This window comes from Streptomyces sp. NPDC056361 (genome assembly GCF_042262805.1).
Lineage (GTDB): Bacteria > Actinomycetota > Actinomycetes > Streptomycetales > Streptomycetaceae > Streptomyces.
On sequence record NZ_JBHJQI010000056.1, the window covers coordinates 18,783 to 42,289 of the forward strand.

A 23,507-nucleotide genomic window follows, 5' to 3' on the forward strand; every position below is an offset into this window, starting at 1 on the left:
TTCGGGCGGTACGGCTCTTCGGACCGTGCCGCCCGTACCCTTGCAGTACAGAAGTGATCCGTAGGGCGTCAAATAGTGGGCGTCCACGACTGAAGGACAAAGAGACATGCTGATCGCTCAGCGTCCGTCGCTGACCGAAGAGGTCGTCGACGAGTTCCGCTCCCGGTTCGTGATCGAGCCGCTGGAGCCGGGCTTCGGCTACACCCTCGGCAACTCCCTCCGCCGTACCCTCCTCTCCTCGATCCCGGGTGCCGCTGTCACCAGCATCCGCATCGACGGTGTCCTGCACGAGTTCACCACCGTGCCGGGCGTCAAGGAGGACGTCACCGACCTCATCCTGAACATCAAGCAGCTGGTCGTCTCCTCGGAGCACGACGAGCCGGTCGTGATGTACCTGCGCAAGCAGGGCCCGGGTCTGGTCACCGCCGCCGACATCGCGCCCCCGGCCGGTGTCGAGGTGCACAACCCCGACCTCGTCCTCGCCACGCTCAACGGCAAGGGCAAGCTGGAGATGGAGCTGACCGTCGAGCGCGGTCGCGGCTACGTCTCCGCCGTGCAGAACAAGCAGGTGGGCCAGGAGATCGGTCGCATCCCGGTCGACTCCATCTACTCGCCGGTGCTCAAGGTCACGTACAAGGTCGAGGCGACCCGTGTCGAGCAGCGCACCGACTTCGACAAGCTGATCGTCGACGTCGAGACCAAGCAGGCCATGCGCCCGCGTGACGCCATGGCGTCCGCCGGTAAGACCCTGGTCGAGCTGTTCGGTCTGGCGCGCGAGCTCAACATCGACGCCGAGGGCATCGACATGGGCCCGTCCCCCACGGACGCCGCCCTCGCCGCCGACCTGGCGCTGCCGATCGAGGAGCTCGAGCTCACCGTTCGTTCGTACAACTGCCTCAAGCGCGAGGGCATCCACTCCGTGGGTGAGCTCGTGGCGCGTTCCGAGGCCGACCTGCTCGACATCCGCAACTTCGGTGCGAAGTCGATCGACGAGGTCAAGGCGAAGCTGGCCGGCATGGGCCTGGCCCTCAAGGACAGCCCGCCCGGATTCGACCCGACCGCCGCCGCCGACGCCTTCGGCGCCGACGACGACGCGGACGCCGGTTTCGTCGAGACCGAGCAGTACTAAGAGCTCGGGCCTCACGGTCCGTACTCGGGTGCGGGTGCGCTGTGCTTGATCGCGCAGTCCCCGCGCCCCCTTCCGGGCGCAGCCCGGATCTCCGACGGGTATCCGCCCGCTCGGACACTGACACCGGTACCTCATACGGCCGGTGCAGATCACAAGGAGAAACACCATGCCGCGTCCCGCGAAGGGTGCCCGCCTCGGCGGTTCCGCCGCGCACGAGAAGCTGCTGCTCGCCAACCTGGCGAAGTCGCTGTTCGAGCACGGCCGCATCACCACCACCGAGGCCAAGGCCCGTCGCCTGCGTCCGGTCGCCGAGCGCCTGATCACCAAGGCGAAGAAGGGCGACATCCACAACCGTCGCCTGGTGCTGCAGTCGATCACCGACAAGGGGATCGTCCACACCCTCTTCACCGAGATCGCCCCGCGCTACTCGGAGCGTCCGGGTGGTTACACCCGTATCACCAAGATCGGCAACCGTCGTGGCGACAACGCCCCGATGGCCGTGATCGAGCTGGTCGAGGGCGAGATCGCCAAGAAGGCGACCGTCGCCGAGGCCGAGGCCGCCACCGTGCGCGCCGTCAAGGAGGCCGACGCGGCCGCCGAGGCTCCGGCCGAGGAGTCGAAGGACGCGTAAGCGTTTTTCCGACGTTTCTCGCGAGCGGGCCCGTACCCCCTGGGGTGCGGGCCCGCTCCCGTGTGTTTGAGAGGATTTCCGCGTGAGCGATGACGTGCAGGACGGGTTCGTACGGGTACGCCTTGACCTTTCGTACGACGGCAGGGACTTCTCCGGCTGGGCCAAGCAGGCCCAGGGGCGCCGGACCGTGCAGGGGGACATCGAGGAAGCCCTGCGGACCGTGACGCGGTCCACGGAGACGTACGAGCTGACCGTCGCCGGCCGGACCGACGCGGGGGTGCACGCGCGCGGCCAGGTCGCGCACGTCGACCTGCCCGTGGAGCTGTGGGAGGAGCACCGGGACAAGCTGCTGCGGCGGCTCGCCGGGCGGCTCTCCCACGACGTCCGGGTGTGGAAGGTCGAGGAGGCTCCCGCCGGCTTCAACGCCCGTTTCTCCGCGATCTGGCGCCGGTACGCCTACCGGGTCACCGACAACCCCGGCGGCGTCGACCCGCTGCTGCGCGGGCACGTCCTGTGGCACGACTGGGCCCTCGACATGGACGCCATGAACGAGGCGGCCACCGCGCTCGTCGGCGAGCACGACTTCGCCGCGTACTGCAAGAAGCGCGAGGGCGCGACCACCATCCGCACGCTCCAGGTGCTGCGGTGGGAGCGGCGTGCCGACGGCGTCCTGGAGGCGACCGTCAAGGCGGACGCCTTCTGCCACAACATGGTCCGCTCGCTGGTCGGCGCGATGCTGTTCGTCGGCGACGGGCACCGGCCGGTGGACTGGCCGGGCAAGGTGCTCGCCGCCGGGGTCCGGGACTCGTCCGTGCACGTCGTACGGCCGCACGGGCTCACCCTCGAAGAGGTCGGCTACCCGGCCGACGAGCTCCTGGCCGCCCGCAGCGTGGAGGCCAGGAACAAGCGGTCACTCCCCGGGAGCGCCGGCTGCTGCTGAGGCCTGGGAGCGGCCGCGGGCGTAGATCTGGTTGAAGGCGAAGGTGCCGAGGTCGTCACTGGCCTGGAAGACGGGCTTGTCGGCCTTGGTGACCTTCTTGCCGTCGGCGAACCCGGCCTGGGTGAAGTACGCGTACCGGCCGATCGAGTTCGCGCGGCGCAGGCAGACCGTGGCGTGGCAGAAGTCACGCACGCCCGCGCCGACCAGCGGGGCGATGCCGCCGGTGGCCTGGCCCTTCGCCTTCTGGGCCGCGGCCTCGGACGGGAAGACGGCGACGCCGACGGTGATGGCGACGCCGTCCTTGACGTAGGTGGCGCGGAGCACGCGCTGGCAGCCGTTCTGCTTCAGGACGGTGCCGAGGCCGCCCTGGGTGACGGACGCGCAGTTCGTCGTGGCGGAGGTGGCGCCCTTCTTGTAGCTGCGCTTGTTCATGGACATCTGCTTGCCCGGGAAGAGGCCCTCGGCGGTGAGCGGGGCCTTGTCCTTCTTCGGGTCCGAGATGTAGTCCATCGGGTTCGGCGGGGGCGGCGGCGCCACCGACGAGAACGTCGGCTCGGGGGTGGGCGTCCCGGTGGGGGAGACCGCGCCGGTGGGGTCCCCGCCGCCGTTCTTCGCCGTGTCGTTGTTCCTGTTCGTGGTCACGACGGCGGTGGCGACGATCGCGCCCACCGCGAGCGTGGCCAGCGCCCCGCCGCCGATCAGCAGCCAGCGCTTGCGGCGGCTGCGGCTGGCCGAGGCCGCGGCGAGGGCACCCCAGTCAGGGGTCTGACCGCCGCCCTGCGCGCCCGGGAAGGGATCCGGTGCGCCCGGGAAGGGGTTCGGCTGCCCGGTCGGCTGCCCGAAGCCCTGCGGGTCGGTCGGCTGCCCGAAGCCCTGCGGGCCGCCGTACGGCTGCTGCGGTCCGTATCCCGGCTGCTGCCCGTGCCCGGGCTGCTGTCCGTACCCCTGCTGCCCCTGCTGCTGCGGCTCCTGCGGCCACTGCGGTCCCCCAAAGCTCATGCCGCGCATCCTAAACCGGTTGGGCGCAGCGGACGCGGGCGGCGACAATGCACCTCATGGGACATGTCGAGGCCGCGCATCTTGAGTACTACCTTCCGGACGGGAGGGTCCTCCTCGGGGACGCCTCCTTCCGGGTCGGGGAGGGCGCCGTCGTCGCCCTCGTCGGGGCCAACGGCGCCGGCAAGACCACACTGCTCCGGCTGATCTCCGGGGAGCTCCAGCCGCACGGCGGCAGTGTCACCGTCAGCGGGGGACTCGGCGTGATGCCGCAGTTCGTCGGCTCGGTGCGGGACGAGTCCACCGTCCGCGACCTGCTGGTCTCGGTCGCCCAGCCCCGGATCAGGGAGGCCGCGAAGGCGGTCGACGAGGCCGAGCACCTGATCATGACCGTCGACGACGAGGCCGCGCAGATGAAGTACGCGCAGGCCCTCAGCGACTGGGCCGAGGTGCAGGGGTACGAGGCGGAGACGCTCTGGGACATCTGCACCATGGCCGCGCTCGGCATGCCGTACGAGAAGGCGCAGTTCCGGGAGGTGCGGACGCTCTCCGGCGGAGAGCAGAAGCGGCTCGTCCTGGAGTCCCTGCTGCGGGGCTCCGACGAGGTGCTGCTCCTCGACGAGCCGGACAACTATCTCGACGTCCCCGGCAAGCGCTGGCTGGAGGAGCGGCTGCGGGAGACCCGTAAGACCGTGCTGTTCATCTCGCACGACCGGGAGCTGCTCTCCCGGGGCGCGCAGAAGATCGTCGCGGTCGAGCCCGGGCCGGCCGGTTCGGACGTCTGGGTGCACGGTGGCGGTTTCGACACCTTCCACGAGGCGCGGCGCGAGCGGTTCGCCCGCTTCGAGGAGCTGAAGCGGCGCTGGGAGGAGAAGCACGCCCAGCTGAAGAAGCTCGTGGTCAACCTGCGGCAGGCCGCCGCGGTCAGCCACGAGATGGCCTCCCGGTACGCCGCCGCCCAGACGCGGCTGCGGAAGTTCGAGGAGGCGGGTCCGCCGCCCGAGCCGCCGCGCGAGCAGGACATCAAGATGCGGCTGCGCGGCGGCAGGACCGGTGTGCGTGCCGTGACCTGCGAGAACCTTGAGCTGACCGGTCTCATGAAGCCGTTCTCGCTGGAGATCTTCTACGGGGAGCGGGTCGGCGTCCTCGGCTCCAACGGGTCGGGCAAGTCACACTTCCTGCGGCTGCTCGCGGGGGATCCGACAGTCGCCCACACGGGTGACTGGAAGCTGGGCGCCCGCGTGGTGCCGGGGCACTTCGCGCAGACCCACGCGCACCCGGAGCTGACCGGACGGCCGCTCGTCGACATCCTGTGGACGGAACACGCCAAGGACCGGGGCGGAGCGATGTCGATGCTGCGCCGGTACGAGCTGGAGCGGCAGGGCGACCAGTCCTTCGACAAGCTCTCGGGCGGGCAGCAGGCACGGTTCCAGATCCTGCTCATGGAGCTGGCGGGCACCACGGCGCTGCTGCTCGACGAGCCCACGGACAACCTGGACCTGGAGTCGGCGGAGGCCCTCCAGGACGGTCTGGAGGCGTACGACGGCACGGTGCTCGCCGTGACCCACGACCGGTGGTTCGCGAAGTCCTTCGACCGGTTCCTGGTCTTCGGGTCGGACGGGGTCGTACGGGAGACGACCGAGCCGGTGTGGGACGAGCGACGGGTCGAGCGGGTGCGCTGACCTGGGGCGGTCGGCGGTCGGGCGCGGCTGCGCGCCTCGGGTTCGGGTCTTGTCCCGGGGCGTTTTGACCCGTCGGGGGTGGCGCGGGTACTGTTGCGGTTTGTTATGCGTATTGGCTTCGTCGTTCTCACGCGAAGGGCCCTTACGCAGGTTCCCTGGAGCAGTTACCAGTGGCTCGCATACGGGCGTTGTTCCCGGCAGTGCAGGCCCCAGCTGCATGATCGCTTCAGGTGTGTCTGGACTCCATCCACTGAAGAAGCGAAGGCTACGAAGTGCGTACGTACAGCCCCAAGCCCGGCGATGTCACTCGCCAGTGGCACATCATCGACGCGCAGGACATCGTCCTGGGCCGTCTGGCGACCACGGCTGCGAACCTCCTGCGAGGCAAGCACAAGCCGGTCTACGCCCCGCACATGGACATGGGCGACTTCGTCATCATCATCAACGCTGACAAGGTCCACCTGTCCGGCAACAAGAAGACCCAGAAGCTGGCGTACCGCCACTCCGGCTTCCCGGGTGGTCTGCGCTCCGTCCGTTACGACGAGCTGCTGGACAAGAACCCCGAGAAGGCCGTCGAGAAGGCCATCAAGGGCATGATCCCCAAGAACTCCCTGGGCCGTCAGATGATCTCGAAGCTGAAGGTCTACGCGGGCGAGAACCACCCGCACGCTGCGCAGCAGCCGGTTCCGTTCGAGATCACCCAGGTCGCGCAGTAGTTCCGGCCACACCCCCTAAGAACGAAAGAAATCTGAGGAGCATCGTGGCCGAGACCACCCCCGAGACCCCCGTCGACGAGTTCGAGGGCGTCGAGGAGTACACCACCGAGACCGAGCTCGTCGAGGGTGAGTACACCTCCGAGTCGCTCGCGTCCCGCTTCGGCGACCCGCAGCCGGCCGCCGGCCTGGGCCGTCGCAAGAACGCCATCGCCCGCGTCCGGATCGTTCCGGGCACCGGCAAGTGGAAGATCAACGGTCGCACCCTTGAGGACTACTTCCCCAACAAGGTGCACCAGCAGGAAGTCAACGAGCCCTTCAAGGTGCTCGAGCTCGACAACCGCTACGACGTCATCGCCCGCATCGCGGGTGGCGGTGTCTCCGGCCAGGCCGGCGCCCTGCGCCTCGGTGTGGCCCGTGCGCTGAACGAGGCGGACGTCGAGAACAACCGCCCGGCGCTGAAGAAGGCCGGCTTCCTCTCCCGCGACGACCGTGCGGTCGAGCGCAAGAAGGCCGGTCTCAAGAAGGCCCGTAAGGCCCCGCAGTACAGCAAGCGTTAATCACGCCTGCTCGGACTGTTTTCGTACGCCCCGGCGGCACTGCCCGTGCCGTCGGGGCGTACGTTTTTTCATAACTTCTTTCATCAGCTTGGGCACGTATTTCTCGGAGGACAGCTGTGGGACGACTCTTCGGCACGGACGGCGTACGCGGTGTCGCCAACGCGGACCTGACGGCGGAGCTCGCGCTCGGTCTGTCGGTCGCGGCGGCGCACGTGCTGGCCGAGGCGGGCACCTTCGAGGGACACCGGCCGACCGCCGTCGTCGGGCGTGACCCCCGCGCCTCCGGAGAGTTCCTGGAGGCCGCCGTCGTGGCCGGCCTCGCCAGCGCAGGCGTCGACGTGCTGCGCGTCGGCGTGCTGCCCACCCCGGCCGTGGCCCACCTCACCGGCGTCCTCGGCGCCGACCTCGGCGTGATGCTCTCCGCCAGCCACAACGCCATGCCCGACAACGGCATCAAGTTCTTCGCGCGCGGCGGCCACAAGCTCGCCGACGACCTCGAGGACAAGATCGAGGCCGTGTACGAGGAGCACCGCACCGGCGCCCCCTGGGAGCGCCCGACCGGTGCCGGCGTCGGCCGCGTGCGCGACTACGACGAGGGCTTCGAGACGTACGTCTCCCACCTGATCTCCGTCCTCCCCAACCGGCTCGACGGCCTCAAGATCGTCCTCGACGAGGCCCACGGCGCCGCCGCCCGCGTCTCGCCCGAGGCCTTCACCCGGGCCGGCGCCCAGGTCGTCACCATCGGCGCCCAGCCCGACGGCCTCAACATCAACGACGGCTGCGGCTCCACCCACCTGGGCCTGCTCCGGGCGGCCGTCGTCGAGCACGGCGCCGACCTGGGCATCGCCCACGACGGCGACGCCGACCGCTGCCTCGCCGTGGACGCCGCGGGCGAAGAGGTCGACGGCGACCAGATCCTCGCCGTCCTCTCCCTCGCGATGCGCGAGGCCGGCACGCTCCGCGGCGACACCGTCGTCGCGACCGTCATGTCGAACCTGGGCTTCAAGCTCGCCATGGAACGCGAGGGCCTCAACCTCGTCCAGACCGCGGTCGGCGACCGCTACGTCCTGGAGTCCATGAAGGAGAACGACTACGCGCTCGGCGGCGAGCAGTCCGGGCACGTCATCGTGCTCGACCACGCCACCACCGGCGACGGCACCCTCACCGGCCTGATGCTGGCCGCCCGCGTCGCCGCCACCGGCAAGTCCCTCGCGGACCTCGCCGGCGTGATGGAGCGCCTGCCGCAGATCCTCATCAACGTCAAGGACGTCGACAAGTCGCGGGTGACCACCTCCGGCGAGCTCGCCGCGGCCGTCACCGAGGCCGAGCGCGAGCTGGGCTCCACCGGCCGCGTCCTGCTCCGCTCCTCCGGCACCGAGCCGCTGGTCCGCGTCATGGTCGAGGCCGCCGACATCGAGCAGGCCCGCGCCGTCGCGCAGCGCCTCGCGGACGTCGTGAAGTCCGCGCTGGGCTAGCCTTTCTGAAGCACCGTCATGCAAGGGCGAGGGCCCCCGCCGGTTCGGCGGGGGCCCTCATCCGTGTTGCTCGGGGCCGGGTTCGCGGCGCCACCGTCCGCGCTGGGTGCGCCACAGCAGCTTCTGCCCGTACAGCGTGAGCGTCCCGGCCAACATGATGCCGAAGAGGTTGAGCCCCAGCTGCTCGATCGAGCCCCACGTCTGGCTCAGGTCGCCGTAGCTGAGCGCCACCGCCGCGTTCGCGCCCGCCGGGACCGTCGTCACCGAGATCGCCACCCCGACCAGGGCCCCCGACTTGGCGGAGGTCAACGAGAGGGTGCCGGCCGCGCCCGCGAGCAGCGCCACCACGAAGGAGAACGGGTCCGGCTGCCAGATGAACCGGGTGTTGGGCCGGTCCGCCTCCAGCTGGGACCTGCTGAACAGGTCGAGCGCGTCCATCCCCAGGCTGAACACCGTCGTCGCCACGATCGCGACCGCGAAGCCGACGACCAGCGCGAACAGTGAGCGGGCCGCCAGCTTCGGGGCACGCTGCACGACCGCCGTACAGATCCCGGCCAGCGGTCCGAACTCCGGCCCGACCGCCATCGCGCCCACGATCAGGATCGCGTTGTCCAGGACGACACCGCAGGCCGCGATCATCGTCGCCAGGATCATGAACGCGCTGTACGTGATGGAGAGCGTCGACTCCTCGTGCGTCGCCCCCGCCAGCTGCTCCCAGATCACCGCGTCCGCGGGCTCGCCCGGGGCCTCCTCCTCGGCCGCGTCGGCCCGCGCCGACAGGGAGAGGTAGATGTTGTCGACGGCGATCGAACCGTCCTGATCGATCCTCAGCCCGCGCAGTCCGCCGAGCAGTTCGTCCCCGGCCTCGCGGGCCACGTCGCACAGCACCAGATCGCCCGAGGGGTCCCGGGCCGCGCCGGGCAGCACCACCAGATGGGTGGTGCCCACCGTCGACTCGATCAGCCGGACCGCGGCCGAGGTGCGGTCGGGCGGGACGATCATCCGGAGATGCAGCATGGGGAGAGCGTACGGAGGTCAGAGCTTCCGGAGGCTCAGGCGCTGCACCTTGTGGTCGGGGCCCTTGCGGACGACGAGGGTCGCCCGGCCGCGGGTCGGGGCCACGTTCTCCAGCAGGTTCACCTTGTTGATCGTCCGCCACATCGTGCGCGCGTAGTCGAAGGCCTCCTCCTCGGAGACCTGCGTCCAGCGCCGGAAGTACGAGGACGGGTCCTGGAACGCGGTGTCGCGCAGCTTCCGGAAGCGGTTCAGGTACCAGCGCTCGATGTCCTCCGGCCGCGCGTCCACGTACACCGAGAAGTCGAAGTAGTCGGCGAGACCCACCCGGGTGCGGCCGTCCTTGCCGGGCAGGGCCGGCTGGAGGACGTTCAGCCCCTCCACGATGAGGATGTCCGGGCGGCGGACGACGAGCCGCTCGCCGGGCACGCGGTCGTAGATCAGGTGCGAGTAGACCGGGGCCGTGACCTCCTCCTTGCCCGCCTTGACGTCCGCGACGAAGCGGGTCAGGGCCCGGCGGTCGTACGACTCGGGGAAGCCCTTGCGGGACATCAGGCCGCGCGCCTTCAGCTCCTCCATCGGGTAGAGGAAGGCGTCCGTGGTCACCAGCTCCACCCGCGGGTGCTCCGGCCAGCGGGCGAGCAGCGCCTGCAGGAGGCGGGAGACCGTCGACTTGCCGACGGCCACCGAACCGGCGACCCCTATGACGAACGGCGTGCCGCGCTGCTCGGCGCTCTCGCCGAGGAAGGTGTTCAGGGCGCCGCGCAGGCCGCTCGTCGCCTGCACGTACAGGTTGAGCAGCCGGGACAGCGGCAGATAGACGTCCCGGACCTCGTCGAGGTCGATGACGTCGCCCAGGCCGCGCAGCCGCTCGACCTCGTCGGCGGTGAGCGGCAGGGGCGTCTTGTCGCGGAGGTCGCTCCACTCGGCCCGGGTGAAGTCGACGTACGGGGTGGCCTCGGACGGCCGGCGGGGGCCGGTGCCGTTCCCGCTGCCGTTGCGGGGACCGTCTCCGTTGGAGCTTCGTGGCGGCGAAGTGATCACCCCGCCATTGTCGGGGGTCGCGGGCGTCCGTGGGCCGTGGGGTCGGTCACGCGACAAAAGCCGTTGTCCGCCCCTTCCCCCAGGGGGATCATGCTCATGCCGCGTGGGCTCCGTACTTCACGCGGGGGGAGCCGCCACGAGGCGGCGCGAGTCACCACGAAGAGAAGCCGAGAGCCACCTCAGATGCGTACGCCCATCCGAAGCGCCGTCGTCGCCGCCACCGCCGTCTCCCTCGCCCTGCTCGCCACCGCGTGCGGCAGCGGGGAGAAGGGCGACGACGCCAAGGACGCCGGCAAGACCGCCGCGCCCACCACCTCCGCCTCCGCGACCGGCGAGCCCCCGGCCAAGGCGCTCACCGCCGCCGAGCTGGACGAGCTCATCGTCGAGCAGGCGGACCTGCCCGGCTACCAGGTGCAGAAGGCCAAGGCCGCGGACCTCGTGAAGTCCGACGCCGTCTCCACCGACAAGCCCGCCTGCAAGCCGATCGCCGACGGCATGTCGTCCGTCGCCGCCGGGACGGCCGCCGCCTCCGCCCAGCGCAAGGCCATCGAGGTGCCGAAGACCGGCGCCACCGCCTCGCCCGCGGACGCCCTCGGCGCGCTCTCCGCCCCGGTCACCAGCGTGACGCTCGGCTCGTACGAGGGACAGGGCGCCCAGGAGGCCTTCGCCTCCTACAAGACGGCCGGCACCGACTGCGCCGGCGGCTTCACCCTCATCGGCGGCGGCGAGAAGACGAAGATCACGAAGGTCGCGCCGGAGACGGTGTCCGCGGGTGACGAGGCGCTCGCCTGGACGATCACCACCGACATGGACGGCGAACCGTTCGTCACCAAGCTGGTCGTCCTCCGCAAGGGCAACACCCTGGCCTCCTTCTCCACCCTCAGCCTCGGCGGCACGGTCAAGGCGCTGCCGCAGGCCGTGATCGACGCGCAGGCCACGAAGCTCGGCTGACCCCGGTCGCGTCGGCCTGTCCCGGTCCCGCCGGCTGACCTCGGTCGGCGTCGGCCTGTCCCGGTCCCGCCGGCTGACCCTGGTCGCGTCGGTCGATCCTGGTCCCGCCGGCTGACCCCGGTCGCGTCGGCCGGTCCGGCGGCCGGTCGCGCGTCGGCCTGTCCCGGCGGCCGGTCCGGGTACCGCGAGCCGGTCCGGAGCGTGGCGCGACACGGTCGTCGACCCGTGCCGCCCGACTCCGGCCGGTGGGCCCGGTTCCGCCATAGGCTGCCGCCATGTGCGGAATCGTGGGTTATGCCGGCGGGCAGTCGGCACTTGATGTGGTGATCGCGGGCCTCAAGAGGCTCGAATACCGGGGCTACGACTCGGCCGGTGTCGCCGTGCTCTCCGACGGAGGGCTCGCCGCGGCCAAGAAGGCGGGCAAGCTCGTCAACCTGGAGAAGGAGCTCGTGGACCGGCCGCTCGCCGGCGGCTCCGTCGGCATCGGACACACCCGCTGGGCCACCCACGGCGGGCCGACCGACGCCAACGCGCACCCGCACCTGGACAACGCCGGGCGCGTCGCCGTCGTCCACAACGGCATCATCGAGAACTTCGCCGCGCTGCGGGAGGAACTCGCCGACCGCGGCCACGACCTGCGCTCCGAGACGGACACCGAGGTCGTCGCCCACCTCCTCGCCGAGGAGTTCTCCTCCGCCGGAGACCTGGCCGAGGCCATGCGGCTCGTGTGCCGCCGCCTCGACGGGGCGTTCACCCTGGTCGCCGTCCACGCCGACCAGCCGGACGTCGTCGTCGGCGCCCGCCGCAACTCGCCCCTCGTCGTCGGCGTCGGCGAGGGCGAGAACTTCCTCGCCTCCGACGTGTCCGCCTTCATCGCCCACACCCGCTCGGCGATCGAACTCGGCCAGGACCAGGTCGTCGAACTCACCCGCGACGGCGTCACCGTCACCGACTTCGACGGCTCGCCCGCCGACGTACGGGCCTACCACGTCGACTGGGACGCCTCCGCCGCCGAGAAGGGCGGCTACGACTACTTCATGCTCAAGGAGATCGCCGAGCAGCCCAAGGCCGTCGCCGACACCCTCCTCGGACGGATCGACACCGCCGGCCGGCTCACCCTCGACGAGGTGCGCATCCCGGACGCCGTCCTCCGCGAAGCCGACAAGGTCGTCATCATCGCGTGCGGCACCGCCTTCCACGCCGGGATGATCGCCAAGTACGCCATCGAGCACTGGACCCGGATCCCCTGCGAGGTCGAGCTCGCCAGCGAGTTCCGCTACCGCGACCCGATCCTCGGCCAGCGCACCCTGGTCATCGCGATCTCCCAGTCCGGCGAGACCATGGACACCCTGATGGCGCTCCGGCACGCCCGCGAACAGGGCGCGAAGGTGCTCGCCGTCTGCAACACCAACGGCTCGACCATCCCGCGCGAATCCGACGCCGTGCTCTACACCCACGCCGGACCCGAGGTCGCCGTCGCGTCGACGAAGGCCTTCCTCACCCAGCTCGTCGCCTGCTACCTCCTCGCGCTCTACCTCGGGCAGGTACGGGGCACCAAGTGGGGCGACGAGATCCACGCCGTCGTCCGCGAGCTCGCCCGCATCGGCGACGAGGTCGAACGCGTCCTGGAGACGATGGAACCCGTCCGGGCCCTCGCCCGCTCGCTCGCCGACAAGGACACCGTCCTCTTCCTCGGCCGGCACGTCGGCTACCCGGTGGCCCTGGAAGGCGCCCTCAAGCTCAAGGAACTCGCGTACATGCACGCCGAGGGCTTCGCCGCGGGAGAGCTCAAGCACGGACCGATCGCGCTCATCGAGGAGGACCTCCCGGTCGTCGTGGTCGTCCCCTCGCCCAAGGGCCGCTCCGTCCTCCACGACAAGATCGTCTCCAACATCCAGGAGATCCGCGCCCGCGGCGCCCGCACCATCGTCATCGCGGAAGAAGGGGACGAAGCGGTCGTCCCGTACGCCGACCACCTCATCCGGATCCCGGCCACGCCTACGCTGCTCCAGCCGCTGGTCTCCACGGTGCCGCTCCAGGTCTTCGCCTGCGAGCTCGCCACCGCGCGGGGCAACGAGGTCGACCAGCCGCGCAACCTGGCCAAATCAGTGACCGTGGAGTGAGGTAACACATGATCATCGGGGTGGGGATCGACGTGGCGGAGATCGACCGCTTCGCCGCGTCGATCGAGCGCACGCCCGGGCTGCTCCAACGCCTCTTCGTCGAGCGCGAAATGCTGCTCCCGAGCGGCGAACGGCGCGGCCCCGCCTCCCTCGCGGTGCGGTTCGCCGCGAAGGAGGCACTTGCGAAAGCGCTCGGAGCGCCCGGCGGACTCCTCTGGACGGACGCCGAGGTGTACGTCGAAGGCACCGGACAGCCCCGCCTCCGCGTCCGCGGAACCGTCGCCGCCCGCGCGGCCGAACTGGGCGTCAAGAACTGGCACGTCTCCCTCAGCCACGACGCCGGGGTCGCCTCGGCGGTGGTCATCGCCGAGGCGTGACGGGGAAGCCGCGCTCGGTGCGGGTGCGGGTGCGGGTGCGGGTGCGGGTGCGGTGCGGGGGTGCCGCTCGGCGTAGGGGCGTAGGGGCGTAAAGGGGCGATCCGAGGGTGTCGGCGGGTCGGGTGCCGAGGCGTCCGACCCGACCCGACCCGACCCGCCCCGGGCTCGGTGCTCGTGCAGGCCGGGACCCGGTCGCCGGAGGGCGGCCGGGCCTTCGGCGTGCCAGGGGCGGGTGTCCGTGCGGTGGGCGGCCGGGGTGGGGCGTGGCCTGCCGTGTGGGGTTGTGGTGCCGTGCGGGCCGGTGCTGCTGTGTGGGCTGTGGCGCTGCCGGGGGGCGTGGCTCCGCCGTGCGGGCTTGTGGGCCCCGTCGGGGGCCTGACGTACGGGCTTGGGGGCCCTGTCGTGGGGCGGCGTGAGCATGCCGTGCGGCTGTGGCCCTGCCGGGGGTGTGGGTCTGCCGTGCCGGCTGTGGTGCTGGGGCGGCGTGGGCCTGCCGCGCGGGCTGTGGCCCTGTTGGAGGTGTGAGCCCGCCGTGCGGGCCGTGGGCTCTGCCGAGGGTCGTGGCTCGTGGCGGTCTCCGGGCGGGGGGAGGGGGACTGCGGCAGACTGCGGACATGCGAACCGCTCACCGCGCCGAGACCGTACGGGCCGCAGAAGCCGCCCTCATGGCCCGCCTGCCGGAAGGCGCGCTCATGCAGCGGGCCGCCGCCGGACTCGCCGCCGCCTGCTGCTCCCTGCTCGGGAAGGGACGGGTGTACGGGGCCAGGGTCGTCCTGCTCGTCGGCAGCGGCGACAACGGCGGCGACGCGCTGTACGCCGGCGCACGGCTCGCCCGGCGCGGAGCCGGCGTCACGGCCGTCCCGCTCGGCACGCGCACCCACCCCGGCGGGCTCGCGGCCCTCCGCGCCGCCGGCGGCCGGATCGCCGACGACCCCTTCGACGCGCTCGCCGTCGCCGACCTCGTCCTCGACGGCATCACCGGCATCGGCGGACGCGGCGGACTGCGGCCCGACGCCGTCCCCGTCGCCCGCGCCGCCCGCGGCTCCGGCGCCGTCGTCGTCGCCGTCGACCTCCCCAGCGGCGTCGACGCCGACACCGGAGAAGTCGCGGGAGAGGCCCTGCGCGCCGACGCGACGATCACCTTCGGCACGTACAAGCCCGGACTGCTCATCGACCCGGCACGCGAGTACGCCGGGGCGCTCCGGCTCGTCGACATCGGCCTCGCCCCCGTCCTCCCCGGCGTGCCCGACGTCGAGGCGCTCCAGCACCAGGACGTGGCGTGGCTGCTGCCCGTACCCGGCGCCGAGAGCGACAAGTACCGGCGCGGCGTCCTCGGCGTCGTCGCCGGCTCCGCCCGCTACCCCGGCGCGGCGGTCCTCGCCGTCGCCGGGGCGCTGCGGGGCGGTGCCGGGGCCGTCCGGTACGTCGGACCCGCGGGCGACGCGGTCATCGCCGCGCACCCCGAGACCCTCGTCCACGCCGGACCCCCGTCGAAGGCCGGACGGGTCCAGGCCTGGGTCGTCGGCCCCGGCCTCGGCGACGCGCCCTCCCTCGTCACCGAGGTCCTCGCCTCCGACGTGCCCGTCCTCGTCGACGCCGACGGGCTGCGCGGGCTGGACCCCGCCGCCGTACGGGCCCGCACCGCCCCCACCCTCCTCACCCCGCACGCGGGGGAGGCGGCGGCGCTGCTCGGCGTCGCGCGCGAGGCCGTGGAGGCGGGGCGGCTCGGTGCCGTCCGGGAACTGGCGGCGCGCTTCGGCGCGACGGTCCTCCTGAAGGGCTCCACGACCCTGGTGTGCGGGCCCGACGGCGGTCCCGTACGGGTCAACCCGACCGGCACCCCCTGGCTCGCCACCGCCGGCAGCGGCGACGTCCTCTCCGGCCTCGCCGGGTCCCTCCTCGCCGCGGGCCTCCCCGCCGTCGACGCGGGCTCCTGCGGGGCCTACCTCCACGGTCTCGCCGCCCGCCGCGCCTCCTCCGGCGCCCCTCTCACCGCGACCCAGGTCGCGGACTCCCTCCCCGCCGCCTGGCACGACGTCACCACCACGCCGTAGCCCGCCTTTCGATCCCCCACCCCACCCCACCCCTTCCCGAAACCCTGCCGGGGGCCGGTAGGGGTGGAGTGGGTAGGGAAGTTTCCCGGGGGCTACGCCCCCGGACCCCCAGCGCGCCGGCTCCGCGGCGCGAGCACGCGGCCTCGCCCCCGTCCCGGTGCGGCTGCGCCCAGGCCGCAGAGCGCCCCCGGCGCTGCTGAACCCCACCCCGGCGCGCGCAGCCCTGCCCCCGGCCCCGGCTCCGCCCCGCCCCGCCCCCGGCGTGGCCTCCCTGGTCGACGCGGTCGTCGTCTCTACGTGGCCTCCCCGCCTGGCGGGGTCGTCGGCGTGGCCCGGTTGGTGGAAAACGTTGGGCCAGGGGTGGGTTTCGGCGGGCTTGGGGGGCGGGGTGGGGATTGGGTGGGTGGGTGATCAATTGGAGAAGTGGGACGGCGTCGGTGGTGTTGGTGATGGTGGCGGCTTGGTGTGGGGGTGGGGCGGGGGTGGCTGCTGAGGTGCCGCCGGAGCCGGGGGAAGTGGGGGATGTGTTGGTGCCGGGGGTGGTGGGCGGGGGGAGGGCGGAGTATCCGATGGATACGCCGGACCAGGTGTTGCCGCCGTTGCAGCCGGAGGGGGAGGTGCCGGTGCCGGAGCCGGAGGAGGAGGGGGAGGGGGCGGTGGAGTGGTTGCCGAGGAGCGCGGTGGCGGAGGCGTGTACGGCGAAGACGGGGACGTATCAGCGGCGGGTGGAGAAGCTGCTGGGGCTGAGGGTGGACGGGAGGCAGTCGGTGGGGGACTGCAAGGCGATCAGGGCGTTCCAGGTGAGGGAGCGGATCAAGCCGGCGAACGGGTACGCGGGGCCGGTGACGTGGGCGCGGGCGGAGTTGCTGGCGGCGCGGAAGTCGCTGGACCCGGGGAAGCGGTGTCCGGTGAAGAAGTACGTGGTGGCGTGTGTGGACCTGGACCGGCAGCTCATGTGGGTGCAGAAGGGGAAGAAGGTGACGTACTCGGTGGTGAACATCCGGAGCGGGCGGGTCGGGTACGCCACGAGGAAGGGCTGGCACGAGGTGTACTGGCGGCACAAGAACCACTGGTCGTCGATCTACGACACGCCGATGCCGTTCGCGCAGTTCTTCAGCGGGGGGCAGGCGTTCCACGCGGTGTACGGGCAGCTCGCCACGCCGACGGGCAGCCGGGGATGCGTGAATCTGAGCTACCGGAACGCGGAGAAACTGTGGGGGGTGCTGCGCAAGGGTGACAGGGTCTACATCTGGGGGAAGCGGCCGGGTAGCTGACACCTGAGAGACTGGGCGCGATGACTGAGACACCGCCGCCCCGCAGAGCCCGCGCCGAGATCGACCTTGGCGCGCTGCGTGCGAACGTCCGCACGCTGCGCGCCCGTGTCGCCCCCCACGTCCGGATCATGGCCGTGGTGAAGGCCGACGCGTACGGACACGGCGCGCTGCGCTGTGCCCGCGCGGCCCTGGACGCGGGTGCGGAGTGGCTGGGGACGGCGACTCCGCAGGAGGCGCTGGCGCTGCGGGCTGCGGGGATCACGGACGTGCCGGTGATGTGCTGGCTGTGGACGCCGGGCGACCCGTGGGACCAGGGCGTCGAGGCGGGCCTGGACATGTCGGTGAGCGGGATGTGGGCCCTGCGGGAGGTCGTGGCGGCCGCGGAGGCGGTCGGCAAGCGCGCGCGCATCCAGCTGAAGGCCGACACCGGCCTGGGGCGGAACGGGTGCCAGCCGGCCGACTGGCCCGAGCTCGTCACGGAGGCGCTGAAGGCGGAGGCGCAGGGGCTGGTGAAGGTGACGGGGCTCTGGTCGCACTTCGCGTGTGCCGACGAGCCGCACCATCCGTCGATCGCGCCTCAGCTCGACCTGTTCCGTTCGATGATCGACTTCGCGGAGAAGGCGGGTGTCGAGCCCGAGGTCCGGCACATCGCGAATTCGCCGGCCACGCTGACGCTGCCCGAGGCGCACTTCGACCTGGTGCGGCCCGGCATCGCGATGTACGGCGTGTCGCCGAGTCCCGAGCTGGGCACCTCGGCGGAGCTGGGGCTGCGGCCGGTGATGTCGCTGAAGGGGAGCGTCGCGCTGGTCAAGCGGGTGCCGGCCGGGCACGGGGTGAGTTACGGGCACCACTACGTGACCACGGAGGAGACGACGCTGGGCCTGATCCCGCTGGGGTACGCGGACGGGGTTCCGCGGCACGCCTCGGGGCGGGGGCCGGTCCTCGTCGGGGACCGGGTGCGTACGGTCGCCGGGCGGGTCGCCATGGACCAGTTCGTGGTCGACCTCGGCGGCGACAGCCCCGAGCCGGGCACCGAGGCGGTGCTGTTCGGGTCCGGGGAGCGGGGCGAGCCGACCGCGGAGGACTGGGCGGTGGCCGCCGACACCATCGCGTACGAGATCGTGACCCGCATCGGCGCGCGCGTGCCGCGGGTCTATCTGGGCGAGTAGGAGAGGGCCGGCGTGGGCGAGTCGAGGAGCTGGCGGCGGGCCGGGTTCGCCGGTGCCGCGGTAGGCGTCCTCGCCGCCGGTGCGGCGGCCGGGGTGGCCGTCGAGCGGTTGACCGTCGGCCGTTCCGTACGGCAGAAGGCGCGGCTCGCACTGGATGCCACCGGCCCGTACGGCGGGCTGCGCGGCACTCCGGGGCGGGTGTCGGCGGACGACGGGACGGTGCTGTACTACGAGGTGGACGAGGTCGAGCCGGATCCGTCGTCCGGTCGCCGCAGGCGGCTCTTCGGGCGGAAGGAACCCGCCCCGGTGACCGTCGTGTTCAGTCACGGCTACTGCCTCAACCAGGATTCCTGGCACTTCCAGCGGGCCGCGCTGCGCGGTCTCGTCCGGAGCGTCCACTGGGACCAGCGCAGCCACGGCCGCTCCGGGCAGGGGGTCTCCCAGGCCGGTCCCGACGCGGTGCCCGTCTCCATCGACCGGCTGGGCCGCGATCTGAAGGCGGTGCTCGACGCGGCCGCGCCCGAGGGCCCGCTGGTGCTGGTGGGGCACTCGATGGGCGGCATGACGGTGATGGCGCTCGCCGAGCGGTATCCGGAGCTGGTCCGCGACCGGGTCGTGGGCGTCGCCTTCGTCGGCACGTCGGCGGGAAAGCTGGGCGAGGTGTCGTACGGGCTGCCGATCGCGGGGGTCAACGCGGTCCGGCGGGTCCTGCCCGGGGTGCTCCGGGCGCTCGGGTCGCAGGCGGAGCTGGTCGAGCGGGGGCGCCGGGCGACCGCCGACCTGTTCGCCGGGCTGATCAAGAAGTACTCGTTCTCGTCGAAGGACGTGGATCCGGCGGTGGCCCGGTTCGCGGAGCGGATGATCGAGTCGACGCCGATCGACGTGGTCGCCGCCTTCTATCCGGCGTTCGCCGAGCACGACAAGGCGGCTGCCCTCGCCGCCTTCCACGGCCTTCCCGCGCTCGCCCTCGCCGGCGACAACGACCTGGTGACGCCCAGTTCCCACACCGAGGCCATCGGCGACCTCCTGCCGGACGCCGAGCTGGTGATCGTCCCCGACGCGGGGCACCTGGTGATGCTGGAGCACCCCGAGGTGGTCACCGACCGGCTGGCCGACCTCCTCGTGCGGGCCGGTGCCGTTCCGGAGCCGGAGCCGGACGCGGGGGCGACGGCGGCGGCGTCCGCGGCGAGGACGGACATCCGCAAGGGCTAAGTTGGCGGGTATGGAAGCAGCGCACCCGCCCGTGTCCGGCGCGACCCTCTCGGTCGACTCCCCCCAGCAGATGCAGGAGCTGGGCCGCCGGCTCGCGAAGATCCTCCGGCCCGGGGACCTCGTCATGCTCACCGGCGAGCTCGGCGCCGGGAAGACCACGCTCACCCGGGGCCTCGGCGAGGGGCTCGGGGTGCGGGGCGCGGTCACGTCCCCGACGTTCGTGATCGCCCGGGTCCATCCGTCGCTGGTCGGCGGTCCGGCCCTGGTGCACGTGGACGCGTACCGCCTCGGCGGCGGGCTCGACGAGATGGAGGACCTCGATCTCGACGTCTCGCTGCCCGAGTCGGTGGTGGTCGTCGAGTGGGGCGACGGCAAGGTCGAGGAGCTGACCGACGACCGGCTTCACCTGCTCATCCACCGGGTGACCGGGGACACCGACGACGACCGGCGGACGGTCGTGCTGCGCGGGGTCGGGGCGCGCTGGGCCGACGAGGAGCTGGGCGCGCTCTGAGCGGACGCGGCCGCCGTACGTAGGTTCCGACAACGTGTCGGGAAGGTGTTGCGTGGGTCGCACGAGCCGTGGTCACATGGATGCACGAGCTGGTTAGGTGTACCTAACCTACGGGAGGCATGCATGGCGACGCCCGAGCGCGCGGAACCCGGCCGGGACCACGTACCGATGAGTGAGCTGCTGGCGTCCTGCGCCGCCGCACGTGCCCTCTCGACCCCGCCGCGGCCCCAGCCCGAGGAGAGCGAAGCGGCGGCGCCACCTGGGCCGCCGGCGCCGCCGGTCGTGCGGGGCGAAGCTGCCTGAGGCGGCCGGAGGCCTGAGGTGGCTCTGAGGCCCGAGATGGCCCTGAGGCCTGACGCCCGACGCCTCGCCCCGGAGCCAGAGTCGCCTCAGGCGACGACGACGACCTTCGCGCCGATCACCGCGAAGGTCCACAGCGCGTCGCCGTCGGCGCGCTTCATGCGGATGCCGCCGGTCTTCTTCGTCGGGTCGGGGGTCGGCGTCGAGCCGTCCACCGCCGCGCTGAAGCCGATCGCGACGTCCTCGTTGGTCGCGAAGCGCACCACGTGCTCGATCTGGACGCCGTCCGAACCGCGGACCGAACCCGAGCGCGAGGTCACCTTGTACGCCCCCGGCAGCGGGTCGACCGTGCTCGGCATCACGGAGAACGTACGGGTCGCCTTGCCCTTGCCGTCGACCAGCCACACGCGGCGGTCGGACAGCGCGTACACGACGCGCTCGCCGGTGCCGGAGCTCGCCGGCACCGCCAGCGGGTTGCCGGCCGGCTTCTTCGCGCCGCCGCTCGGCGAGACGGACGGGACGGACGTGCCGGAGGTGCGGGGCTTCGCCGACAGGTCGGAGGGGGCGCTCGCCGAGGCCTGGTAGGCGAGGAACGCGACCGCGGCGACGGCCGCCGCCGTGAGCCCGGCCACGAATCCCGAGCTGCTGCGTGCCACCGTGCCCACCTCTCGTACGAACGTATCGAAGGGTGACGGTAGCAGCCGCGGGATCGAGGTCCGGGGCGCCGTGCCCGGGGGAGCACCCGGCCGGGCCCGGGCGGCGGGGCGGCACCCGGCCCGGGAGCCGTAGGCTGTTCGCGTGCTGTTGCTCGCCATGGATACCGCCACCCCCGCCGTCACCGTCGCCCTGCACGACGGCGACGCCGTCGTCGCCGCGTCGAGCCAGGTCGACGCCCGCCGTCACGGGGAGCTGCTGATGCCCGCCGTCGACCGGGTCCTCAAGGAGGCCGGTCTGAAGCTCGACGCGGTCACCGGGATCGTCGTCGGCGTCGGCCCCGGCCCGTACACGGGGCTGCGCGTCGGCCTCGTCACGGCCGCGGCCTTCTCCTCCGCGCTCGGCGTGCCGGTCCACGGACTGTGCACCCTCGACGGCCTCGCGTACGCCGCCGGGATCGACGAGCCCTTCGCCGTCGCCACCGACGCGCGGCGCAAGGAGGTCTACTGGGCGCGGTACGACGACTCCCGCACCCGGGTGACCGACGCGGCCGTCGACCGGCCCGCCGACATCGCCGAGCGGCTGGCCGGCCTCCCGGTCGTCGGCGCGGGCGCCCGCCTCTACCCCGACGCCTTCCCCGACGCCCGCGACCCCGAGCACCAGTCGGCGGCCGCGCTCGCCGGGCTCGCGGCGGAGCGGCTGGCCGCGGGCGGGGAGGGCTTCCTCGACCCGCTGCCGATGTACCTGCGGCGCCCCGACGCGCAGGTGCCGAAGAACTACAAGGTGGTCACCCCCCAGTGACCGCCGCCGCGACCGGGGCCGTGCTGCGCGGGATGCGCTGGTGGGACATCGCGCCGGTGCTCGCCCTCGAAGCCGAACTGTTCCCCGAGGACGCCTGGTCGGAGGGGATGTTCTGGTCCGAGCTCGCGCACGCGCGGGGTCCGCGGGCCACCCGTCACTACATCGTCGCGGAGGACCCGGCCGACGGCCGTCTCGTCGGGTACGCCGGGCTCGCCGCCGCCGGTGGACTCGGCGACGTGCAGACGATCGCCGTCTCCCGCGACCAGTGGGGTACGGGCCTCGGCGCCCGGCTCCTCACCGACCTGCTCAAGGAAGCCACCGCCTTCGAGTGCGAGGAGGTCCTCCTCGAGGTGCGCGTGGACAACACCCGGGCCCAGAAGCTCTACGAGCGCTTCGGCTTCGAGCCCATCGGTTTCCGGCGCGGCTACTACCAGCCGGGCAATGTCGACGCGCTCGTGATGCGACTGATCGTTCAAGGAACTGGGACTGAGATCTGATGGCTGCTGACGAACCGCTGGTACTCGGCATCGAGACGTCCTGCGACGAGACCGGCGTCGGCATCGTGCACGGCACCACCCTCCTCGCGGACGCCATCGCCTCCAGCGTCGACACCCACGCCCGCTTCGGCGGCGTCGTGCCCGAGATCGCCTCCCGCGCCCACCTGGAGGCGATGGTCCCGACGATCGAGCGCGCCCTGAAGACGGCCGGGATCTCCGCGAAGGACCTCGACGGCATCGCCGTCACCGCGGGCCCCGGCCTCGCGGGCGCGCTGCTCGTCGGCGTCTCGGCGGCCAAGGCGTACGCCTACGCCCTCGGCAAGCCGCTCTACGGCGTCAACCACCTGGCCTCGCACATCTGCGTCGACCAGCTGGAGCACGGCAAGCTGCCCGAGCCGACGATGGCCCTGCTGGTCTCCGGCGGCCACTCCTCGCTGCTGCTCTCCGCGGACATCACCTCCGACGTGCGGCCGATGGGCGCCACCATCGACGACGCGGCCGGCGAGGCGTTCGACAAGATCGCCCGCGTCCTCGACCTGGGCTTCCCCGGCGGCCCGGTCATCGACCGGCTCGCCAAGGAGGGCGACCCGGCGGCCATCGCGTTCCCGCGCGGTCTGAGCGGCTCCCGCGACCCCGCGTACGACTTCTCCTTCTCCGGCCTCAAGACCGCGGTGGCCCGCTGGATCGAGGCGAAGCGGGCGGCCGGCGAGGACGTGCCCGTGCGGGACGTGGCCGCGTCCTTCCAGGAGGCGGTCGTCGACGTGCTCACCCGCAAGGCCGTCCGGGCCTGCAAGGACGAGGGCGTCGACCACCTGATGATCGGCGGCGGCGTCGCCGCCAACTCGCGGCTGCGGGCCCTCGCCCAGGAGCGCTGCGAGCGGGCCGGCATCCGGCTGCGGGTGCCCCGCCCGGGCCTGTGCACCGACAACGGCGCGATGGTCGCCGCCCTCGGCTCCGAGATGGTCGCCCGCAACCGGCCGGCCTCCGACCTGGAGCTGTCGGCGGACTCGTCCCTGCCGGTCACCGACCCGCACGTGCCCGGGGCGCACGACCACGGCCACGACCACTCCCACGACCACGTGCACGAGGTCAGCAAGGAGAACCTGTACTCGTGAGGCTCACCCTCATGTGGGAGGCGCGGGCCGCCCAGGACCGGGGCGCCGAGCTCCTGGAGTGGGCACGTGCGCAGGTCCTCGTCCGCGAGCCGGTCCGCCGGGAGCTCTTCCGGGCGCCCCAGGACCGGGTCCTCGTCCTCACCTGGTGGGAGGCGGACGCGTTCGACGACGAACTCCCCGAGCTGCCGGAGCCGGACGCGGAGCTGATCACCCGTCCGGTCCACCGCTGGCGCTTCGAATCGATCGAATAAGCGACGAGCGGGCGAAAGTAGAGCAACCTTTCGA

Annotated in this window: 23 protein-coding genes; 19 read left to right on the forward strand and 4 right to left on the reverse strand. The window is 72.3% G+C overall.

The features are described from left to right. Positions 1-106 precede the first annotated feature (106 nt). The 3 genes from ACFCY7_RS19835 (at position 107) to truA (ending at position 2,700) form a co-directional block, all read left to right on the forward strand. Positions 107-1,129, forward strand: a complete 1,023-nt coding sequence (locus ACFCY7_RS19835) for a DNA-directed RNA polymerase subunit alpha (RefSeq protein ID WP_003966937.1) — start codon at positions 107-109, stop codon at positions 1,127-1,129. 166 nt (positions 1,130-1,295) lie between these two features. After that, positions 1,296-1,760, forward strand: a complete 465-nt coding sequence (gene rplQ / locus ACFCY7_RS19840; protein WP_017239591.1) for a 50S ribosomal protein L17 — start codon at positions 1,296-1,298, stop codon at positions 1,758-1,760. An 82-nt stretch (positions 1,761-1,842) separates the two neighbouring features. Further along, positions 1,843-2,700: a tRNA pseudouridine(38-40) synthase TruA gene (gene truA, locus ACFCY7_RS19845; RefSeq protein WP_376486763.1), complete on the forward strand. Its 858-nt coding sequence runs from the start codon at positions 1,843-1,845 to the stop codon at positions 2,698-2,700. Here the strand turns inward: truA and ACFCY7_RS19850 are convergent. Continuing rightward, positions 2,671-3,699, reverse strand: a complete 1,029-nt coding sequence (locus ACFCY7_RS19850; protein WP_376486766.1) for a hypothetical protein — start codon at positions 3,697-3,699, stop codon at positions 2,671-2,673. The genes truA and ACFCY7_RS19850 overlap by 30 nt on opposite strands. 56 nt (positions 3,700-3,755) lie before the next feature. On the opposite strand from ACFCY7_RS19850, the gene ACFCY7_RS19855 reads away from it, so the two are divergent. The 4 genes from ACFCY7_RS19855 to glmM all read left to right on the forward strand — a co-directional run bounded on the left by ACFCY7_RS19855 (position 3,756) and on the right by glmM (position 8,126). Then, the gene (locus ACFCY7_RS19855) at positions 3,756-5,378 is read left to right on the forward strand and encodes an ATP-binding cassette domain-containing protein (protein WP_362558469.1); all 1,623 of its coding nucleotides are present in this window, start codon (positions 3,756-3,758) and stop codon (positions 5,376-5,378) included. Between the two features lie 272 nt (positions 5,379-5,650). Then, positions 5,651-6,094 carry a 50S ribosomal protein L13 gene (gene rplM, locus ACFCY7_RS19860; protein ID WP_376486769.1) on the forward strand — a complete coding sequence of 148 codons (444 nt, stop codon included), beginning with the start codon at positions 5,651-5,653 and terminating at the stop codon, positions 6,092-6,094. Positions 6,095-6,138: 44 nt separating this feature from the next. Continuing rightward, a complete protein-coding gene (rpsI, locus tag ACFCY7_RS19865) occupies positions 6,139-6,651 on the forward strand; it encodes a 30S ribosomal protein S9 (protein ID WP_015035601.1) in 513 nt (170 codons plus the stop codon). A gap of 116 nt (positions 6,652-6,767) precedes the next feature. After that, positions 6,768-8,126, forward strand: coding sequence for a phosphoglucosamine mutase (gene glmM, locus ACFCY7_RS19870; RefSeq protein ID WP_376486771.1), 1,359 nt, complete (start codon positions 6,768-6,770; stop codon positions 8,124-8,126). 57 nt (positions 8,127-8,183) lie between these two features. Here glmM and ACFCY7_RS19875 read toward each other — a convergent pair whose 3' ends face one another. Together ACFCY7_RS19875 and coaA are read right to left on the reverse strand one after the other, a co-directional pair. Next, complete coding sequence (locus ACFCY7_RS19875) at positions 8,184-9,143, reverse strand: DUF389 domain-containing protein (protein WP_376486774.1); 960 nt, start codon at positions 9,141-9,143, stop codon at positions 8,184-8,186. 18 nt (positions 9,144-9,161) lie between these two features. Further along, positions 9,162-10,184, reverse strand: coding sequence for a type I pantothenate kinase (coaA, locus tag ACFCY7_RS19880; protein ID WP_376486776.1), 1,023 nt, complete (start codon positions 10,182-10,184; stop codon positions 9,162-9,164). Positions 10,185-10,367: 183 nt separating this feature from the next. On the opposite strand from coaA, the gene ACFCY7_RS19885 reads away from it, so the two are divergent. The 8 genes from ACFCY7_RS19885 to tsaE all read left to right on the forward strand — a co-directional run bounded on the left by ACFCY7_RS19885 (position 10,368) and on the right by tsaE (position 19,855). Then, positions 10,368-11,135 carry a hypothetical protein gene (locus ACFCY7_RS19885; RefSeq protein WP_376486777.1) on the forward strand — a complete coding sequence of 256 codons (768 nt, stop codon included), beginning with the start codon at positions 10,368-10,370 and terminating at the stop codon, positions 11,133-11,135. A gap of 275 nt (positions 11,136-11,410) precedes the next feature. After that, positions 11,411-13,258 carry a glutamine--fructose-6-phosphate transaminase (isomerizing) gene (gene glmS, locus ACFCY7_RS19890; protein WP_376486779.1) on the forward strand — a complete coding sequence of 616 codons (1,848 nt, stop codon included), beginning with the start codon at positions 11,411-11,413 and terminating at the stop codon, positions 13,256-13,258. Positions 13,259-13,266: 8 nt separating this feature from the next. Continuing rightward, positions 13,267-13,635 carry a holo-ACP synthase gene (locus ACFCY7_RS19895; RefSeq protein WP_376486782.1) on the forward strand — a complete coding sequence of 123 codons (369 nt, stop codon included), beginning with the start codon at positions 13,267-13,269 and terminating at the stop codon, positions 13,633-13,635. Between the two features lie 614 nt (positions 13,636-14,249). Continuing rightward, the gene (locus tag ACFCY7_RS19900) at positions 14,250-15,689 is read left to right on the forward strand and encodes an NAD(P)H-hydrate dehydratase (protein ID WP_376486783.1); all 1,440 of its coding nucleotides are present in this window, start codon (positions 14,250-14,252) and stop codon (positions 15,687-15,689) included. Positions 15,690-16,171: 482 nt separating this feature from the next. Continuing rightward, positions 16,172-16,963, forward strand: coding sequence for a L,D-transpeptidase (locus ACFCY7_RS19905; RefSeq protein WP_376486785.1), 792 nt, complete (start codon positions 16,172-16,174; stop codon positions 16,961-16,963). 20 nt (positions 16,964-16,983) lie between these two features. After that, a complete protein-coding gene (gene alr, locus ACFCY7_RS19910) occupies positions 16,984-18,132 on the forward strand; it encodes an alanine racemase (RefSeq protein ID WP_376486788.1) in 1,149 nt (382 codons plus the stop codon). A 12-nt stretch (positions 18,133-18,144) separates the two neighbouring features. After that, complete coding sequence (locus tag ACFCY7_RS19915) at positions 18,145-19,344, forward strand: alpha/beta fold hydrolase (RefSeq protein WP_376486791.1); 1,200 nt, start codon at positions 18,145-18,147, stop codon at positions 19,342-19,344. Positions 19,345-19,354: 10 nt separating this feature from the next. Then, complete coding sequence (tsaE, locus tag ACFCY7_RS19920; RefSeq protein ID WP_376486793.1) at positions 19,355-19,855, forward strand: tRNA (adenosine(37)-N6)-threonylcarbamoyltransferase complex ATPase subunit type 1 TsaE; 501 nt, start codon at positions 19,355-19,357, stop codon at positions 19,853-19,855. 389 nt (positions 19,856-20,244) lie between these two features. Here the strand turns inward: tsaE and ACFCY7_RS19925 are convergent, their stop codons facing one another. After that, positions 20,245-20,787, reverse strand: a complete 543-nt coding sequence (locus ACFCY7_RS19925; RefSeq protein ID WP_376486811.1) for a L,D-transpeptidase — start codon at positions 20,785-20,787, stop codon at positions 20,245-20,247. Between the two features lie 166 nt (positions 20,788-20,953). Here ACFCY7_RS19925 and tsaB point away from each other — a divergent pair, with 166 nt between their 5' ends. The 4 genes from tsaB to ACFCY7_RS19945 are packed head-to-tail and all read left to right on the forward strand — an operon-like array spanning position 20,954 to position 23,473. Further along, complete coding sequence (tsaB, locus tag ACFCY7_RS19930; RefSeq protein WP_376486795.1) at positions 20,954-21,610, forward strand: tRNA (adenosine(37)-N6)-threonylcarbamoyltransferase complex dimerization subunit type 1 TsaB; 657 nt, start codon at positions 20,954-20,956, stop codon at positions 21,608-21,610. 32 nt (positions 21,611-21,642) lie between these two features. Further along, complete coding sequence (rimI, locus tag ACFCY7_RS19935) at positions 21,643-22,107, forward strand: ribosomal protein S18-alanine N-acetyltransferase (RefSeq protein ID WP_376486813.1); 465 nt, start codon at positions 21,643-21,645, stop codon at positions 22,105-22,107. Continuing rightward, a complete protein-coding gene (gene tsaD, locus ACFCY7_RS19940; RefSeq protein WP_376486796.1) occupies positions 22,107-23,222 on the forward strand; it encodes a tRNA (adenosine(37)-N6)-threonylcarbamoyltransferase complex transferase subunit TsaD in 1,116 nt (371 codons plus the stop codon). The genes rimI and tsaD overlap by 1 nt, the downstream gene beginning before the upstream one ends. A gap of 11 nt (positions 23,223-23,233) precedes the next feature. Then, complete coding sequence (locus ACFCY7_RS19945) at positions 23,234-23,473, forward strand: hypothetical protein (protein WP_376486816.1); 240 nt, start codon at positions 23,234-23,236, stop codon at positions 23,471-23,473. Positions 23,474-23,507: the final 34 nt, after the last annotated feature.